Source organism: Cellulosimicrobium sp. JZ28 (genome assembly GCF_015327065.1).
Classification (GTDB): Bacteria; Actinomycetota; Actinomycetes; order Actinomycetales; family Cellulomonadaceae; genus Cellulosimicrobium; species Cellulosimicrobium funkei.
In genome coordinates this window covers 2,034,978-2,051,660 of record NZ_CP017660.1, presented here as the reverse complement: position 1 = coordinate 2,051,660, position 16,683 = coordinate 2,034,978, and the positions used below count along the sequence as shown (strand labels likewise).

The following is a 16,683-nucleotide window of genomic DNA, read 5'->3' as shown; positions in this document are numbered from 1 at the left end:
CACGCCAGCGGCCGGCGGTCAGCGGTCAGGGTGAGGAGAACGGGTTGACGACGGGGACGCCGCTGTCGACGAAGTCCCGGGTGTTCCGTGTCGCCACCGTGAGCCCGTGGGCGAGCGCGGTCGCCGCGAGCAGGGAGTCGACGACGGGCAGCGGGCGCGCCGCGTGCACGGCCGGCCATCGCTGCGCGATCTCGAGCGTCACGGGGAGGATGCGGTCCCCGTACGTCTCCTCGAGACCGTGGACCCACGTCTCGAGCGCGGTCGCCCGCGCGGCGTCGCGGGGCACGAGGCGCTGGACTCCCGTGCGGATCTCGCCGACGGTCAGCACCGAGAGGTAGATCTGGTGCGTCCGCAGCCCGCGGAGCCAGGCGACGACCTGCTCGTCCGGTCGGGTTCGGACGAGCTCGGACACGACGTTCGTGTCGAGCAGGTACCTCACGCGTCGGCCCCGAGGTCGAGCTCGCGCAACGGAGTGCGGTCACGGGTGAGGTCGAGGTCGTCCGCCGTGGGTGCCTCGAGGAGATAGTCGGCGAGCTCCACCCGGACCCCGGCGAGCTCGTGGTAGAGGTCGATCCCGACGACGACGGCGATCTCCTTGCCGTGCCGGGTGATGACCTGGGGACCGTTCTCGGCCTCTCGCAAGACCTCGCTCAGGCGTTGCTTCGCGTCCTGCACCTGCCAGCTCATGCGACCCCCGCCCCTCGTCCTGTCTGGACAGACTAGACAGGACGAAGCCGGGGATCAAGGCGCGTGGCATGCCTGGGAGAATCGACGACGTGAGCGAGACCAGCACCCGAGCCGGCCTGCGGGTCGTGCACGTCACCGACCCCGCCGACGACCGCCTCGCGGACTACAACCGCCTGACCGACGTCGCGCTGCGGTCCAAGCACGAGCCGGAGAAGGGGCTGTACATCGCCGAGAGCTCGACGGTGATCCGGCGCGCGCTCGCCGCGGGACACCGCCCGCGGTCGTTCCTCATGGCCGAGCGCTGGCTCGACGACCTCGCCGACGACATCGCCGCGCTGCCGGTCGACGACGCCCCGGGCGGCACGGGCGAGCAGGTCCCGGTGTACGTCGGGGCGCCCGACGTGCTCGAGGCGATCACCGGGTTCCACCTGCACCGCGGGGCGCTCGCGGCGATGCACCGCCCGCCGCTGGTCCCCGTGCGCGACCTGCTCTCCGCGGCGCGCGGCGGGACGGGCGCGCGGCGGGTCGCGGTGCTGGAGGACATCGTGGACCACACGAACGTCGGGGCGATCTTCCGCTCGGCAGCCGCGCTCGGCGTGGACGCGGTGCTGGTCTCGCCGCGCTGTGCGGACCCGCTCTACCGCCGCTCCGTGCGCGTGAGCATGGGCACGGTGTTCCAGGTGCCGTGGACGCGGTTCGAGACGTGGCCGGGCGGGCTGGACCTGCTGCGCGACGAGGGGTTCACGGTCGCGGCGCTCGCCCTCGCCGACGACGCGGTGAGCCTCGACGACGTCGTGGCCGACCCGCCCGAGCGGCTCGCGCTCGTGCTCGGCACGGAGGGCGACGGCCTGTCGCGCGGCGCGATCGAGGCGGCGGACCGGGTCGTGACGATCCCCATGGCGGGGGGAGTGGACTCGCTCAACGTCGCCGCGGCGTCGGCTGTCGCGTTCTGGGCGACGCGCGTTCCCTGACTCGTCGGTCGCGGCGGGAGCGACGGGAACAACGGTGCTCCCCGACGCGTTGGGCCCGTGTCCGTACGTCGTACGAGAAGAGGTCCCGTGCCGGTCCAGCCCTCCCCGTCCCAGCGTGCCACCACCCGTCCCGACCGCCTGCGCGACGCCGCGGCGCATGCCGTCGCCGAGGAGCAGCAGCACCTCGACGCCGCGCTCGCCCGCCGCGCGGAGCTCCTCGCGGAGCTCGACGCGCAGCTCGCCGCCCCTGCCGACGACGTCGCCGACCGGGTCCCGGCCGCGGGCCCGCCCGGGGCCGAGGCCGTCGTCGAGCGCGCGCGGCGCGCCGGGCTGCGCCGCCGTCGCACGGAGCTCGAGCGCGCGGAGAGCGGGCTCGTCTTCGGCCGCGTCGACACCGTCGACGGGGTCACGCGCCACGTCGGGCGCGTCGGGATCACTGCGCCCGAGGACGACGCGGACCCGCTCGTGCTCGACTGGCGTGCTGACGGTGCACGCGCCTTCTACACCGCGACAGCGCGCGAACCGCAGGGTCTCGCGCGGCGTCGGCACGTGCGGACCGCGGGGGACCGGGTCACCGGCGTGGACGACGAGCCGCTCGACGGCTCGGCGACCGGGGCGGAGCAGGAGGGCGGCCTCGTCGGCGAGGGCGCGCTGCTCGCGGCGCTGTCGGAGCGCCGTACCGGGCGCATGGGCACCGCCGTCGCGACCCTCCAGACGGAGCAGGACGCGATCGTGCGCGCCCCGGCGGACCAGGTGCTCGTCGTGCAGGGCGGCCCGGGGACGGGCAAGACCGTCGTCGCGCTGCACCGCGTCGCGTACCTGCTGTTCACCCACCCGCACCTCGCGGAGCGGGGCGTCCTCCTGCTCGGGCCGTCGTCGCGCTTCCTCGAGTACGTGGCGCAGGTGCTGCCCGCGCTCGGGGAGACGGCGGTCGTCTCGGCGACGTGCGACACGCTCGTGCCCGGCGTCGCGCCGGAGCGTGACGAGGCGCGCGACGTCGCGGAGATCAAGGGGCGCGCGCTGTGGCAGGACGTCGTCGCCCGGTACGCGGACTCCCTCGTCCCGGATGCGCGAGAACTGACGGTCCGCCTCGACGGCGAGCCGCTCACGCTCGACGCGGCCCGCGTCGCCCAGGTCCTCCGTGCCTCTCGCGCGGGAGGTCGCAGCGTGCTGGCCGCGCGGGGCCGGGCCGTGGACCTGCTGCTCGACGCTCTCGTGGACGAGGCCGCGGCACGCCACGCCGAGCTGCTCGAACGGGTCGAGGAGGGGTTCGAGGACGTGCTCGGGAAGCTCGACGCCGGGCTCGCCGCGCGCGACGACCGCGCCCCCACGACCGGCGCGCGCGGCGGCGACGTCGACGGCGAGCTCACCGAGGAGGACCTCGACCGGCTCCGGGAGGACCTCGCGCGCGACGCCGGGTTCGCGGCCGCCGTCGACGCCTGGTGGCCCGTCACGGACGTCCGCACCGCGCTCGCGCACCTGCTGGGCGACGCCGCGCTCCTCGCGCGCCACGCGCCCGACCTGACGGCGGCCGAGGTGCGTCGCGTCACGAGCGGGCCGCCCGCGCTCGCACCGAGCGACGTGCCGCTGCTCGACGCGCTCGCCGACGCGCTGGGGGCTCCCGACGCGCCCGGCGAGCAGGGCGAGTTCCTCGCGCAGCGCGCGGCCGCGCGTCGCGACTGGGTCTACGGGCACGTCGTGGTCGACGAGGCGCAGGAGCTCTCGCCCATGCAGTGGCTCATGGTCCTGCGCCGCTGCCCGACGCGGTCCGTGACGGCCGTCGGGGACGTCGACCAGACCGAGGCGCCGCACCGTCACACGGACTGGGCGGACGCCGTCGGGCCGGTCCTCGGGGACCGCTGGCGGCGCGCGGACCTCACCATCTGCTACCGCACGCCGTGCGAGGTCATGGCGCTCGTCGGCCCGGTGCTGCGCGCGGCGGGCAGCCGGAACGACCCGCCGCGCGCGGTGCGGGACGCGGGCGTCGAGCCGCGGGACGTCGTCGTCCCGGGCGGTGCGCCGGGACGACTGGGTGAGACGGTCGCCGCCGAGGTCGCACGCCTCGCGGCCCGGTACGACGGCGGGACCGTGGGCGTCGTGGGGCCGGTCGCGCGCCTCGCGACGCTGCGCGCGGCGGTCGAGGGCGTGCCCGTCCTCGGGACGTCGGAGGCGAAGGGCCTCGAGTGGGACGCGGTCGTCGTCGTGGACCCCGACGGCGTCGCCGCCGAGCCGCGCGGGTGGAACGGGCTGTACGTGGCGATGACCCGGTGCACGCAGGAGCTCGTGCGCGTCGCGGTGGGCGAGCCCTCCGGCTCGGCCTGAGCGCCCCGCTCAGTCGCGGGAGGTCGACCGGGCGAACCGGTCGACCTCCCGCACCACGACCTCGACGAGTGCCGGGTCGCCGAGCGGGAGGAAGTGCCCGGCGAGCGGCAGCTCGACGTTCCGTCCGCCCTCGAGGCGGCCGGTCTCGGGGATGTGGGGGTCGAAGCGCGGGTAGACGGCCGTGATGCGCGCGTCGACCCCGCGCTCGGCGGCGAGCGCGACCAGCGCGGCGTCGCGCGGCGAGAACGCGCGCAGCGTGCGCCCGAGGAGGTACTGCGCGTAGCGCGAGCCACGGAACGGCGTCGCCACGGCGACCATGCCGGCGACGCGCGGCCCGGCGGCCGACAGCATGACGCGCTTGCCGACGAGGCCGCCCTTGCTGTGGGCGACGAGGACGACGTCGCGCAGGTCGGACCGCTCGAGGAACGCCGCCGTGCGATCGGCAGCCTCGGCGAACGGGCGCCGGTTGTAGCCGAGGCCGGGCACGGCGTGCACGGGGTGCCCGGCCCGGGCGAGGGCCGTCGCGACCGGCCCGAGGAGCTGCCACGTCTCGTAGACGCCGGGCAGGAGCACGACGGGGCTCGCGCCGCCGGGGCCGGTCGGGACGGGTCGGCGCGCGCGCAGGGCGCCCTGGACCTGGCGCGCGGCGACGTACGCGTAGTCCACCGCGCGGTCGCGCAGCCGCAGGGAGCGGGGCCAGCGGGGCGCCCTCACGGCAGGTCCCGGGGCAGGCCTTGGGGCAGGTCTCGCGGCAGTCCGCGCGGCAGTCCACCGGCATCACGCACGGCGGCGACGATCCCCTCCGGGTCGGCGTCCATCGCATGGTGGCGTCCCCGGACCTCGCGGAACATGCCGCGCGGCGCGGCGAGCGCGAGCTCGCGGCACCACCGGCGCGGCGCGATCGGGTCGTGCGCGCCCCGCACCACGACGAGACGCCCCGGCACGTGCGGCACGACGTCCTCGAGCCGGTGCGCCAGCATGTGCCGGACCTCGCGCGCGTAGTGCGGCAGCGAGCAGCGCAGCACGTAGTCGACGGCGAGCGTCGCGAGCGCGCGCGGCCGCTCGCCCACCGCGTCGCGCGCGAGCCGCAGCGCCTGGCGCGGCGCGCTGCGGGCGTGGCGGTCCGCCGTCGGCCCGACGAGCACCCCGGCGGGCGCCTCGCGGGGGTGGTCGGCCATGGCCTGGGCGACGACCTGCGCGCCCATCGAGTGGCCGACGAGCACGACGACGGGGCGCGGGGCGCCGTCGGGCAGGTCGAGCACGTGGCGGCGCACGTGCTCCGCGACGACGGCCGCGTGCTCCTCGATCGACACGTCGCGCGGCGCGCGGGGCGCCGCGCCGAAGCCGGGCAGGTCGATCGCGTGCACCGCGACCCGGTGGAGCGCGCCCGGCCGCAGGAGCGCGCGCCGCACCGGGTCGAACGCGCGCGCCGACGACCCGACGCCGTGCACGAGCACGACCACGACGTCGGGCGCGTCCGCCCCGGACACGTGCACGACGGCGGTGAGGTCGCCGACCGCGCAGCGCACCTCCGCGGTGCCTGCCGACGCTGCCGCCGAGGGCGTCGACGGCGCGGACGACGCGCCGGAGCGGGCCCGGGCGAACCGGACCCGCTCCGTGACGTGCTGGGTGTCGTCGCCGGCCGTGGCCGACGACGTGCTCCGGGTCGTCAGCTGACGTCTCCTCGCCACGCGCCCGTCTCGGCCCCGCGGGACTCGATGAACTCCTTGAACCGGGCGAGGTCGCCCTTGACGCGGCGCTCGTCGAGCTGGAGGACGTCGCCCACCTTCTCCACGACCCCCTCCGGCGTCCAGTCGAGCTGGACCGTGACGCGGGTCTGCGTGTCGTTCAGCCGGTGGAAGGTCACGACGCCCGCGTGGTCGGAGCCCGACGTGCTGTTCCACGCCACCCGCTCGTCGGGGTGCTGCTCGGTGATCTCCGCGTCGAACTCGCGCTCGACGCCGCCGATCTTCGTCTTCCAGTGCGTGTGCGTCGCGTCGAGCTGGCGGATCTCCTCGACGCCCTCCATGAAGCGGGGGAACTCCTCGAACTGGGTCCACTGGTCGTAGGCCGTGCGGACGGGGACGTCGACGTCGATCGACTGGGTGACCGTGCTCATCGGTGATACCTCCTGTGGTTGGCGGGCGGTACGACCACACCCTTCCCGGGGTCCGTCCCGCTCGCGCGGCGAACGGGGGTCGGCCTCACTCCAGCGCGCTCGACGGGTCCCCGGACGCCGGCTCGGCCGCGTCGGTGCGCGAGCCGAGGGAGTCGTCGCCCATGTCCTGCGCGTCCACGACGGCGAGCTCGTCGAGGAGGAACAGGAACGCGCGGGCGTACGGGTTGTCGTCCACGCGCTCCCGGACGTCGGACCAGTCGATCTGCTCGCGCATCGCCCGCGCGACCGGCAGGAGCCGCGAGAAGTCGCAGTAGTGCTCGCCGAGGACGCGCAGCTTCGACGCCATGATCTCGGTCGCGGACAGCACGGGCATGCGGACCGCGAGGACCTCGAGCTCGTCGGTGCGCGCGAGCAGGTCGTCGTCGATCGGCTCGCCGACCATCCGGTACAGGACGTCGATGAGCTCGCCCCCGTGGTACGCCTTGAAGAGCCAGTTCTCCGTCGGCTCCGTGATCTCGAGCCCCGCCTCGCGCAGCACCTCGCGCGCGCGGTCCACGTCCACCTCGCGGATCGCGAAGTCGGCGTCGTGGCTCGGCTCCGGCGCCCCGCGCGCCCACGCCGCGTAGCCGCCGACGAGCGCGTGCGGGATCTCGGCCTCGGCCAGCGCCGCGGCGGTCATCCGGAGGCCGTCGTGCAGTGCGTCCCTGTCGTCCACCATGCCCAGGGTCTACACCACCCCGGGGGTGCTGGCACGTCGCCACGAGGGAGCTGTCGCCCCGCGGAGCGCGTGCGGCGTCGGGCCGTGGTCCCCACAATCGGGAGGGTGCGCCTCGCGACGTTCAACATCCTGCACGGGCGGTCGCTCGTCGACGACCGCGTCGACGTCGACCGCTTCGCCGGTGCCGTCCGGGCCCTCGACGCGGACGTCCTCGCGCTCCAGGAGGTGGACCGGGACCAGCCCCGCTCGCACCGCGCCGACCTCACCGCGGTCGCGGCCGAGGCGGCGGGCGCCGTGGACCACCGGTTCGTCGCGACGCTCGTCGGCGAGCCGGGCGTGTGGACCGCGCCGACGGGGGAGCACCAGCCGGGGCGCGCCGCCTACGGGATCGCCGTCGTGAGCCGGTACCCGGTCACCGCGTGGCGCACCGTCCTGCTGCCCGCGCCGCGCACGCGCGTGCCCGTGCGCTTCCCCGGGCGCCGGCTGCCGACGCTCGTGCGCGACGAGCCGCGCGCGGCCCTCGTCGCGCGCGTCGAGGCGCCGGGCGGGCCGGTGACGGTCGTGTGCACGCACCTGACCTTCGTGCCGGGGCGCAACCTCACGCAGCTCGTGCGGCTCACCCGGGAGCTCGCCGCCGACGTGCCCGACGGCGAGCCCGTCGTCCTGCTCGGCGACCTCAACATCGAGGCGCCCCAGGCGGCGCGCACGAGCAGGTGGCGTCCGCTCGCCTCCGCGCCGACGTTCCCCGTCGGCGAGCCCGCGCGCCAGCTCGACCACGTGCTCGCCCACGGCCCGGTCCGGGCGACGGCGCCCGCCGTCGCGGTCGACACGGGGCTGTCGGACCACCGGGCGCTCGTCGTGCCCGTCGCGCTCGGCGGGGAGCGGCACGCGTCCCCGACGCGCGCGCACGCGGCGGACGAGGACCACGCGCCGCCCACCGCGGCTGCGGGAGAGCCCCGACGGCGGGCCGGCCGGGCCGCCGAGGGCTGACCACGACGCCGTTCGTGAGCCCCGTCACACGGACGTGAGGGGCTGGTTCCGGGCGGGCGACATAGATTAGCCTCACCTTTGTGAGTGGAACCTCAGCTGCCTCGGTCGCGCCGGGCCTGCCCGGCGCCCCGGCGCTCGCGGGTCACGACCTGCGGCTGTCCTACGACGACCGCACCGTGGTCCACGGCGCCGCGCTCGAGCTCGCCCCGGGGGCCGTCACGGCCCTCATCGGGCCCAACGGCTCGGGCAAGTCGACCCTCCTGCGCTCGCTCGCGCGCCTGCACCGGCCCGACGCCGGGACCGTCGCCCTGGACGACGTGCCCGACGCGCTCGCGCTCCACGCCAAGGACTTCGCGCGGCGCGTGACGCTCCTGTCGCAGAGCCGGCCCACGCCGTCGGGCGTGAGCGTGCGCGACGTCGTCGCCTACGGGCGCCACCCCTACCGCGGCCGGTTCCGCTCGAACGACCCCGACGGCCCGCGCGCGATCGCGCACGCCATGGACGTCACGGGCATCACCGCGATGGCCGACCGCGGCGTCGACGAGCTCTCCGGCGGCGAGCTGCAGCGCGTGTGGCTCGCGACGTGCCTCGCGCAGGACACGAAGGTGCTCCTGCTCGACGAGCCGACGACGTACCTCGACCTGCGCTACCAGGTCGAGCTGCTCGACCTGGTCCGCGACCTGGCGAGCGAGCACGGCGTGGCCGTGGGCGTCGTCCTGCACGACCTCAACCAGGCCGCCGCGGTGGCCGACCACGTCGTCCTGCTCCACGGCGGCGTCGTGCGCGCCACGGGCCGGGCCGAGGACGTGCTCACGACCGAGCTCCTCACCGAGGTCTACGGCATCCACGTCGACGTCTACACGCACCCCCTCACGGGGCGCACGTGCTGCGAGCCGCTCGGTCGGCACGCCGCCCGGCTGGACGCGGCCGTCCTCGTCTGACCGCGGCGTCCGCCGCCGGGCCGCGACTCTCCGCACCTCTTCGTACTCCTCCGCACCGTCTCCGCACCGAACCCGAAGGACACCCATGCGCTCGACCACCCGTTCCCTCGCCGTGGGCGCCGTCGCGCTCGCGACCGCGCTCGCGCTCACCGCGTGCGGCACGACCGAGGAGCCCGCGACCGACGGCACGTCCGACGGCGCGACGACCGACGCCGCGTCCGGCCCGGTCACCGTCACCGACGAGCGCGGCGAGGTCACCCTCGACGCCCCGGCCACCGACATCGTCTCGCTCGAGTGGGGCCTCACGGAGAACCTCGTGGCGCTGGGCGTCGAGCCCGTCGGCCAGGCGGACGTCGAGGGCTACAACACGTGGGACACCGTCGCGCCGATCGACGCGAGCACGCCCGACGTCGGCACGCGCGGCGAGCCGAGCCTCGACGCGATCTCGGCGCTCGAGCCGGACCTCGTGGTGACGACCACGGACCTGCCGGAGAACGTCATCGCGCAGATCGAGGAGGTCGCGCCGGTGCTCGCGCTGCGCGGCTCCGACGGCGAGGACCCCATCGGCTACATGCGCTCCACGGTCGAGACGCTCGGCACCGTGACGGGCCGCGAGGACGAGGCGGCCGCCGCGCTCGAGGAGTACGACGCGAAGATCGCCGAGGCCACCACCGCGCTCGACGAGGCGGGCCTCGCCGGGGCCGAGTTCACGATGGCCGACGGCTGGGTGACGAACGGCGCCGTCTCGATCCGCATGTACACGCCGGGCTCGTTCTTCGGCGCCATCGGCGAGGAGATCGGCCTCGTCAACGCCTGGACCGAGGGCGGCGACCCCGACTACGGCCTCGCGCAGACCGACGTCGAGGGCCTCACCCAGCTCGGCGACGTGCAGTTCCTCTACGTCGCGAGCGACTCCGAGGCGAACCCGTTCGAGGAGGGCCTCGCCGGCAACGCCGTGTGGGAGCAGCTCCCGTTCGTCACGGCCGGCGACGTGCACCGTCTGCCCGACGGCATCTGGATGTTCGGCGGCCCGCTGTCCGCCGCGGCCTACGCCGACGCGGTCGTCGAGGCTCTGACGGCCTGACGCGGAAGCCCCGGGCGCGCACCCCGCCAGGACGACGAGAAGGCTGACGAGACCCACTGTGAGCAGGCGAGAGCAGCGCACCGCGCCGGAGCCGGACACCCTCCTCCTGGAGGACCCGGCTCCGGCCGTCGTCCCCGGCGCGGACGGCCCGGAGGGCGGCGTCCCTCCGGGCGCCGGCACCGCCCCGGGCCCGACGGCGGCCGCCCCCCGCGCGCGGACGTCGCGCCTCGGGGTCGCGGGCGCGTTCCTCGCGGCGGTCGTCGTCGCGCTCCTGCTCGCCGCCGTGCACCTCACGCAGGGCACGGCCGACGTCGGCCCGCTCGACCTGCTGCGCCTCGCGACCGGGGGAGACGGGGTCGACCAGACGGTCGCCGTCCTCGTCGCGTCGCGCGTGCCGCGGCTCCTCGCCGGCCTGCTGCTGGGCGTCGCGCTCGGCGTCGCCGGCGCGGTGCTGCAGTCGGTCGCCCGCAACCCGCTCGCGTCGCCCGACACGCTCGCGGTCAACGCGGGCGCCTACCTCACGGTCGTCGTGGTCGCCGCGTTCGGCCTCTCCGTCCCGTTCTACCTCCAGGGCGGCCTCGCGTTCCTCGGCGGGCTCGCCGCGGCCGGGCTCGTGCTCGTCCTGGCGCGCGGCGGCGCCGACGGGCCGACCCGGCTCGTGCTCGCCGGCTCGGCCATCATGCTCGCGCTCCACTCGCTGACGACGGTCCTCCTCGTGCTGTTCGAGCAGGAGACGATGGGCCTGTTCGCGTGGGGGAGCGGCTCGATCGTCCAGTCGGGCACGCGCACGGTCACGCTGGCCACGCCCGTCGTCGTGGTCGGCGTCCTCGCCGCGCTCGTGCTCGCGCGCCGGCTCGACCTCCTCGGCCTCGGGGACGACGCCGCGACCGTCCTCGGCGTCGACGTGCGCCGCACGCGCGTCGCCTCCGTGCTCGTCGCCGTCCTGCTCGCCTCGATCGCCGTGACCGTCGCCGGGCCGGTCGGGTTCGTCGGTCTCGCCGCGCCCGTCGTGGCCCGCCTCGTCGCGCGTCGCGTGCCCGGGCTCGGGCGGCACCTGCTCCTCCTGCCCTTCGCGGCCCTCGTCGGCGTGGTCGTCGTGCTCGGCGCCGACGTCCTGCTCCGCCTCCTGCTGCCCGGGACGCTCTCGATCGCGGTGCCGACCGGCATCGTCACGACCGTCCTCGGCGCGATCCTGCTCGTGTGGCTCGCGCGCCGCCTGCGCGACTCGGGGCCCACGTCGTCGCGCGGCGGGCACGGTGCGCTGAGCCGGCCGCGCTCGCGGCGCGCGGTCGTCGTGGTCGTGGTCGTCCTGTCGCTCGCCGTCGCCGCGGCCGCCGTCGCGGGCCTCCTGCTCGGCGACCGGGTCGTGCTGCTGGGGGACGTCGCCAACTGGTGGGCCGGCGTCGCCGGCCGGCACGTGACGTTCGTGCTCGACCAGCGCGTCCCGCGCGTGCTCGCAGCCCTCCTCGCGGGCGCCGCGCTCGCGCTCGCCGGCACGATCGTGCAGGCCGTGTGCCGCAACCCGCTCGCGGAGCCGAGCCTGCTCGGCGTGACGTCGGGCGCCGGCCTCGGTGCCGTGACGATGATCCTGCTCGTCCCCGGCGTCGGGATCTGGCCGATGTCCGCCGCCGCCGCGGTCGGGGCCTTCGCCGTGTTCGGGCTCGTCTACGGGCTCTCCTACCGGGGCGGGCTGAGCTCCGACCGGCTCGTGCTCATCGGCATCGGCGCCCAGGCCGGGGTGATGGCGATCATCACGCTGCTCGTCGTCGTCGTCGCGCCGTGGGACGTGAACCTCGCGCTCACGTGGCTGTCGGGCTCCACGTACGGGCGCACGCTCGAGCAGCTGATCCCCGTCGCGCTCGCGCTGCTCGTGCTCACCCCGCTCACCGCGGTGTTCCGGCGCGACCTCGACGTCGTGGCGCTCGACGACGACACGCCGCGCGTCCTCGGCGTCGCGCTCGACCGCACGCGGCTGCTCCTGCTCGGCGTCGCCGCGCTGCTCACCGCCGCGGCCGTGTGCGCCATCGGGGCGCTCGCGTTCGTCGGCCTCGTCGCGCCGCACGCCGCCCGCGCGCTGGTCGGGTCGCGGCACTCCCGGGTCGTGCCCGTCGCGATGCTGCTCGGGGCCCTCCTCGTGTCCGTCGCGGACACGCTGGGCCGCGTCGTCATCGCGCCCGGGCAGATCCCCGCGGGTCTCGGCACCGCGCTGCTGGGCGCGCCGTACTTCGTCTACCTGCTCTGGCGCAGCCGCGGCCGCGGAGCGTGACGTGTCTCACCCCGCCGGGCGCAGGTCCGCGTCCCGGACGGGTTGACCCCGCCGTGGGCGCGTAGGTTAGCCTCACCTGTGTGAGCCAGACCGTCGTCGCACCCCGCACCCGCGCTCGTCGTCCCGTCGCCCGTGCGACCGCCCCCTGGCGCTTCTTCGACGTCGAGGTGGCGCGGGTCGAGCAGCTCTCGCCGAGCTTCCGCCGCTTCACCTTCACCGGCCCGGAGCTCGACCTCTTCGGCGACCCGGGGCTCGACGTCCGGATCAAGTTCGTGCTCCCCGCGCCCGACGGCGGCTACGCGCACCTCGTGCGCGACGCCGAGTCCTGGTACGCCGCGTGGCGCGACCAGCCCGAGGAGCGCCGCAACCCGCTGCGCACCTACACGACCGTCGCGGTGCGCCCCGAGGCGCGCGAGGTCGACGTCGACGTCGTGCTGCACGGCGACGCCGGCCCCGCGTCGCGCTGGGCGCTCGCCGCCGAGGTCGGCACGCCGCTCGTCCTGCTCGGCCCGGACGCCACGTTCGAGGGCCCGGCCGGCGGCATCGAGTTCCGCCCGCCCACCCGCCCGCACGCGCTCCTGCTCGCGGGCGACGAGACCGCGCTGCCTGCCATCGCAGCGATCTGCGAGGACCTGCCCGCCGACGCGTGGGGCGAGGTCTACGTCGAGGTCCCGCACGTGGGCGACGCGCGCGACCTCGTGACCCCGCCCGGGGTGCGCGTGACGTTCCTCGCGCGCGACGACGTCCCCGGCGGGCCGCACGACGCCCACGGCGCGCGTCTCGTGCCGGCCGTCAAGGAGGCCGCCGCCCGCATGCTCGGCGCGGGCGTCCTCGGGACGGACCCGCCCGTCCAGTGCCGCACCGCGGAGGACCTCGAGGACGTCGACGTCGACGCGTCGATCCTCTGGGAGGTCCCCGGGCTCCTCGACGAGGAGACCGTCCTCTACGCGTGGCTCGCGGGCGAGGCGAGCGCCATCAAGACGCTGCGCCGCCACCTCGTCGCCGACCTCGGCGTCGACCGCCGCGCCGTCGCGTTCATGGGCTACTGGCGCGAGGGCCGCGCCGAGAGCTGAGGCGTTCCCGGGATCCTGTCGAGGGTCCCGTCGAGACACGAGAAGTGGCCCCCACCGAGCACGGTAGGGGGCCACTTCTCGCATGTCGGCTGTGCGGCGCCGCGCAGACGCTGGGCGGTCGACGACCGGGCCGAGAGCGTCGGCACCGAGCGCACCGGCACGACGTCCGGCAACGAGAAAGGGAGGCTCGACCGGCCTCCCTCTCCAAGGTATAGCGCACCGGGGGTCTTGCGGCAAGGCCCCCTCGGGGGCGCAGAATCTCCGCTCGTGCGCGGGTCGTCGTGGCCCGTGCGTCCCTCCGCAGGACCCGGACCGGAGCTGATGACGTTGCCCGACGCCCCCGTGACCGCCACCACCGACCCGTCCCGCCGCCCGTCGACGCACTCCACTGCGGACCAGGACCCGCGGCCCGCGCCGTTCTTCGACCTGCCCGCGCGGCTGGCCGCGAAGGCCGACCCTGCGCTCGTCGACCCCGACGAGCGCCACTTCGCGGCGATCGCCGCGAGCCTCGAGCACTCCGTGACGGACCTCGCGCAGCGTCTCGACGCGGCCCGGCGCGCGCCGGGCGGGAGCGGCACCGAGGCGCTCGAGCGCGACCAGGAGATCCACCGCCTCAGCAGCCGGTTGCGGCTGCTCCAGCGCTACGGCGTCGACCTGTGCCTGGGTCGCATGACCTTCGCCGACGGCTCCGCGCCGGTGTACGTGGGCCGCGTGGGCCTCACCGACCCGGCGGGGGAGCGCCTGCTCGTCGACTGGCGCTCGCCCGCCGCCGAGCCGTACTTCGCGGCCACGCCCGCGCGACCGCTCGGCCTCGCGGCGCGGCGCCGGTACCGGTGGGCGCGCGGGCGCGTCACCGACTACTGGGACGAGGAGCTCGTGCCCGACGGCGCGGGGTCGAGCGCGGCGCTCGACGACCAGTCGGCGTTCGTCGCGAGCCTGGGCGCGAGCAGGTCGCCGCGGATGCGCGACGTGCTCGGCACGATCCAGGCCGACCAGGACGCGATCGTGCGCTCGGGCTCGCGCGGCGCGCTCGTCGTCGACGGCGGCCCCGGCACGGGCAAGACGGTCGTGGCGCTGCACCGCGCGGCCTACCTGCTGTACGCCGACCCGCAGGTGGGCGGCGGGCACGGGGGCCGACACGGTGGTGGGCGCGGCGGCGTGCTCGTCGTCGGGCCCAGCCGTCCCTACCTCGCGTACGTGGCCGACGTGCTGCCCGGCCTCGGCGAGGAGGGCGTGCAGACCTGCACGCTGCGCGACCTCGTCCCCGAGGGCGCGACGGCGCGCGCGGAGGCAGACCCCGAGGTGGCCCGGCTCAAGGCGTCCGCCGGGCTCGTCGCCGCGATCGAGCCCGCCGTGCGGTTCTCCGAACGCCCGCCCGACGAGGGCATGGAGGTCGAGACGCCGTGGGCCGACGTCTGGCTCTCCCCGGCCGACTGGGCCGAGGCGTTCGAGTCCGTCGACCCGGGCACCCCGCACAACGAGGCGCGCGACGACGTCTGGGCCGCGCTCGTCGAGATCCTCGTGGACAAGGCCTGCGGGGGAGCCGCGGAGGACGGCGTCGACGTCGAGGCCGACGACGTGCGCCGCGCCCTGCGCGGCCACCGCGGGCTCGGCGCCGCGTTCGACCGCGCGTGGCCCCTCGTGGAGCCGACGGACCTCGTGGCCGACCTGTGGTCCGTGCCCGCCTACCTGCGCCTGTGCGCGCCGTCGCTCACGCCCGAGCAGGTGCGCGCGCTCCAGCGCGAGGACGCGCACGCCTGGACGACGGCGGACCTCCCGCTGCTCGACGCCGCGCGCCGTCGGCTCGGGGACCCGGAGGCGTCGCGCCGACGCCGCCGCAACGAGGCTGCCGTGGCGGCGGAGCGCGCGCGCATGGACGACGTCGTCGACCACCTCGTGGCGACCGACGACAGCGAGCTCGGGGTCATGCAGATGCTCCGCGGCCAGGACCTGCGCGACGCGCTCGTGGACGACGGCGCGCTCGTCGTCGCGACGCCGGACCGCCTCGCGGGGCCCTTCGCGCACGTCGTCGTCGACGAGGCGCAGGAGCTCACCGACGCCGAGTGGCAGATGGTCCTCAGCCGCTGCCCGTCGCGCAGCGTCACGGTCGTCGGGGACCGGGCCCAGGCGCGCCACGGCTTCCCCGAGGGCTGGCGCGAGCGGCTCGCGCGCGTGGGCTTCGCCCGCGTCGAGGAGGCGTCGCTGAGCGTCAACTACCGCACGCCGCGGGAGATCATGGCCGAGGCGGAGCCCGTCGTCCGGGCCGCGATCCCGGACGCGAACGTCCCGACGTCGGTGCGCAGCACGGGCGTGCCCGTCGCCCACGGGGCGGTCGCGGACCTCGACGCGGTCCTCGGCGCGTGGCTCGCCGAGCACGCGGACGGCACGGCGTGCGTCATCGGTGCCACCGAGCCGTCCCGGCCGTCCGGGCCGTCCGGCGAGGAGTCGGACGGCAGGGTCGGCGACGTCGGTGGCGAGGGCGAGGGGTCCGCGCGGGTGCGGTGGCTCACGCCCGAGACGGCGAAGGGCCTCGAGTTCGACCTCGTGGTGCTCGTCGAGCCGCAAGCGTTCGGCGACGGCGTCGAGGGCGCCGTGGACCGCTACGTCGCGATGACGCGCGCGACGCAGCGGCTCGTCGTCCTGGATCGCTGACCGCCGGGCGTCGAGCACGACCTGGCGGTCGTCAGGCCGCCCGTGGCGACCGCCAGGGCGTGCTCGGCAGGGGGACGGGTCAGGCGACCGGGACGGCCAGGTCCTCGACGACCTCGACACCGGGCAGGCGGCCCAGCAGGTCGCCGGGGAGCAGCAGCTTCGAGCGCCGCACGCCGCTGCCGATCAGCGCGAGCGCGCCGTCGGTCACGACGCGGGAGTCGACGAGCACGCGCCACCCCTCGGGCAGCCCGACAGGCGTGATGCCGCCGTACTCCATCCCGGACTCGGCCGTCGCGCGGTCGGTCGGCAGGAACGACGCCTTGCGCACGTCGAGCAGCTTGCGGACGCGCGTGTTGACGTCGGCGCGCGTGTGGGCCCGCACGACGGCGGCGGCGACGCGCTCGTCGCCCGCCCGCGTGCCGCCCACGACGACGCAGTTCGCCGACGCCTCGACGGGCAGGTCGAACGCGGCGTTGAGCGTCGCGGTGTCGGCGAGGTCCGGGTCGATCTCCGTCACGGCGACGAGCGTCGCGACGTCCGGGTCGGCGTCGGCCCACCGGCGCAGCGCGTCGGCGGTCACGGGGGCGACGAGGTCGAGGTGGTCGAGCGCCGGCTCCCAGGTGAGCGAGCCGAGCGTGGGCAGGGTCGTGCGGGCGTCCATGGCGTCAGCCTGCCACCCCGGCGGGCCGCCGCGCGGGAGAGGCCGGATGCCGAACACACCCCCGGAGCCCCTCGAGCCAGCCGAGCATGCGGTCGCAGCCCGTGCCGCCCGCCGGACGGGCGACAGCCGCATGGTCGGCGGGGGAGGAGGGTCAGGTAGAGGTCGAGGGTTTCGGGCAAGTCTCCAGTGGGGGTCGAAG

The 16,683-nt window shown here is 76.2% G+C and carries 15 protein-coding genes; 8 read left to right on the top strand and 7 right to left on the bottom strand.

Annotated features, from left to right (window positions below):
* Positions 1 to 25: 25 nt before the first annotated feature.
* Together BJP59_RS09415 and BJP59_RS09410 are read right to left on the bottom strand one after the other, a co-directional pair.
* The gene (locus BJP59_RS09415) at positions 26 to 439 is read right to left on the bottom strand and encodes a type II toxin-antitoxin system VapC family toxin (RefSeq protein WP_194522811.1); all 414 of its coding nucleotides are present in this window, start codon (positions 437 to 439) and stop codon (positions 26 to 28) included.
* A complete protein-coding gene (locus tag BJP59_RS09410) occupies positions 436 to 687 on the bottom strand; it encodes a type II toxin-antitoxin system Phd/YefM family antitoxin (protein ID WP_085387794.1) in 252 nt (83 codons plus the stop codon). The genes BJP59_RS09415 and BJP59_RS09410 overlap by 4 nt, the downstream gene beginning before the upstream one ends.
* Before the next feature lie 89 nt (positions 688 to 776).
* Here BJP59_RS09410 and BJP59_RS09405 point away from each other — a divergent pair, with 89 nt between their 5' ends.
* Positions 777 to 1,658: a TrmH family RNA methyltransferase gene (locus BJP59_RS09405; RefSeq protein WP_228485368.1), complete on the top strand. Its 882-nt coding sequence runs from the start codon at positions 777 to 779 to the stop codon at positions 1,656 to 1,658.
* Positions 1,659 to 1,745: 87 nt separating this feature from the next.
* On the top strand, positions 1,746 to 3,980 hold the full coding sequence (locus BJP59_RS09400) for a HelD family protein (RefSeq protein WP_228485367.1): 2,235 nt from the start codon (positions 1,746 to 1,748) through the stop codon (positions 3,978 to 3,980).
* Positions 3,981 to 3,989: 9 nt separating this feature from the next.
* On the opposite strand, the gene BJP59_RS09395 is transcribed toward BJP59_RS09400, so the two are convergent.
* The 4 genes from BJP59_RS09395 to BJP59_RS09380 all read right to left on the bottom strand — a co-directional run bounded on the left by BJP59_RS09395 (position 3,990) and on the right by BJP59_RS09380 (position 6,817).
* Positions 3,990 to 4,694, bottom strand: coding sequence for an esterase/lipase family protein (locus tag BJP59_RS09395; protein ID WP_194522810.1), 705 nt, complete (start codon positions 4,692 to 4,694; stop codon positions 3,990 to 3,992).
* The gene (locus BJP59_RS09390) at positions 4,691 to 5,671 is read right to left on the bottom strand and encodes an alpha/beta fold hydrolase (protein ID WP_194522809.1); all 981 of its coding nucleotides are present in this window, start codon (positions 5,669 to 5,671) and stop codon (positions 4,691 to 4,693) included. Before BJP59_RS09390 ends, BJP59_RS09395 begins: the two co-directional genes overlap by 4 nt.
* Positions 5,650 to 6,099: an SRPBCC family protein gene (locus tag BJP59_RS09385; RefSeq protein WP_194522808.1), complete on the bottom strand. Its 450-nt coding sequence runs from the start codon at positions 6,097 to 6,099 to the stop codon at positions 5,650 to 5,652. The genes BJP59_RS09390 and BJP59_RS09385 overlap by 22 nt, the downstream gene beginning before the upstream one ends.
* An 85-nt stretch (positions 6,100 to 6,184) precedes the next feature.
* A complete protein-coding gene (locus BJP59_RS09380; protein WP_076404711.1) occupies positions 6,185 to 6,817 on the bottom strand; it encodes a nucleotidyltransferase family protein in 633 nt (210 codons plus the stop codon).
* A 105-nt stretch (positions 6,818 to 6,922) separates the two neighbouring features.
* Here BJP59_RS09380 and BJP59_RS09375 point away from each other — a divergent pair, with 105 nt between their 5' ends.
* The 6 genes from BJP59_RS09375 to helR all read left to right on the top strand — a co-directional run bounded on the left by BJP59_RS09375 (position 6,923) and on the right by helR (position 15,823).
* Complete coding sequence (locus BJP59_RS09375; protein WP_194522807.1) at positions 6,923 to 7,807, top strand: endonuclease/exonuclease/phosphatase family protein; 885 nt, start codon at positions 6,923 to 6,925, stop codon at positions 7,805 to 7,807.
* A gap of 80 nt (positions 7,808 to 7,887) precedes the next feature.
* Positions 7,888 to 8,748: an ABC transporter ATP-binding protein gene (locus tag BJP59_RS09370; protein WP_269467728.1), complete on the top strand. Its 861-nt coding sequence runs from the start codon at positions 7,888 to 7,890 to the stop codon at positions 8,746 to 8,748.
* Positions 8,749 to 8,833: 85 nt separating this feature from the next.
* On the top strand, positions 8,834 to 9,832 hold the full coding sequence (locus BJP59_RS09365) for an ABC transporter substrate-binding protein (RefSeq protein WP_051876420.1): 999 nt from the start codon (positions 8,834 to 8,836) through the stop codon (positions 9,830 to 9,832).
* Between the two features lie 58 nt (positions 9,833 to 9,890).
* Positions 9,891 to 12,098 (top strand): iron ABC transporter permease, encoded by a 2,208-nt coding sequence (locus tag BJP59_RS09360; RefSeq protein ID WP_228485366.1) that lies wholly within the window; start codon positions 9,891 to 9,893, stop codon positions 12,096 to 12,098.
* Positions 12,099 to 12,178: 80 nt separating this feature from the next.
* Positions 12,179 to 13,171: a siderophore-interacting protein gene (locus BJP59_RS09355; RefSeq protein ID WP_194522806.1), complete on the top strand. Its 993-nt coding sequence runs from the start codon at positions 12,179 to 12,181 to the stop codon at positions 13,169 to 13,171.
* Between the two features lie 426 nt (positions 13,172 to 13,597).
* Entirely contained in the window at positions 13,598 to 15,823 is a 2,226-nt protein-coding gene (gene helR, locus BJP59_RS09350) for an RNA polymerase recycling motor ATPase HelR (protein ID WP_194523007.1), read from the top strand.
* A 79-nt stretch (positions 15,824 to 15,902) separates the two neighbouring features.
* Here the strand turns inward: helR and BJP59_RS09345 are convergent, their stop codons facing one another.
* Positions 15,903 to 16,484, bottom strand: a complete 582-nt coding sequence (locus BJP59_RS09345; protein ID WP_194522805.1) for a YbaK/EbsC family protein — start codon at positions 16,482 to 16,484, stop codon at positions 15,903 to 15,905.
* Between the last annotated feature and the right edge of the window lie 199 nt (positions 16,485 to 16,683).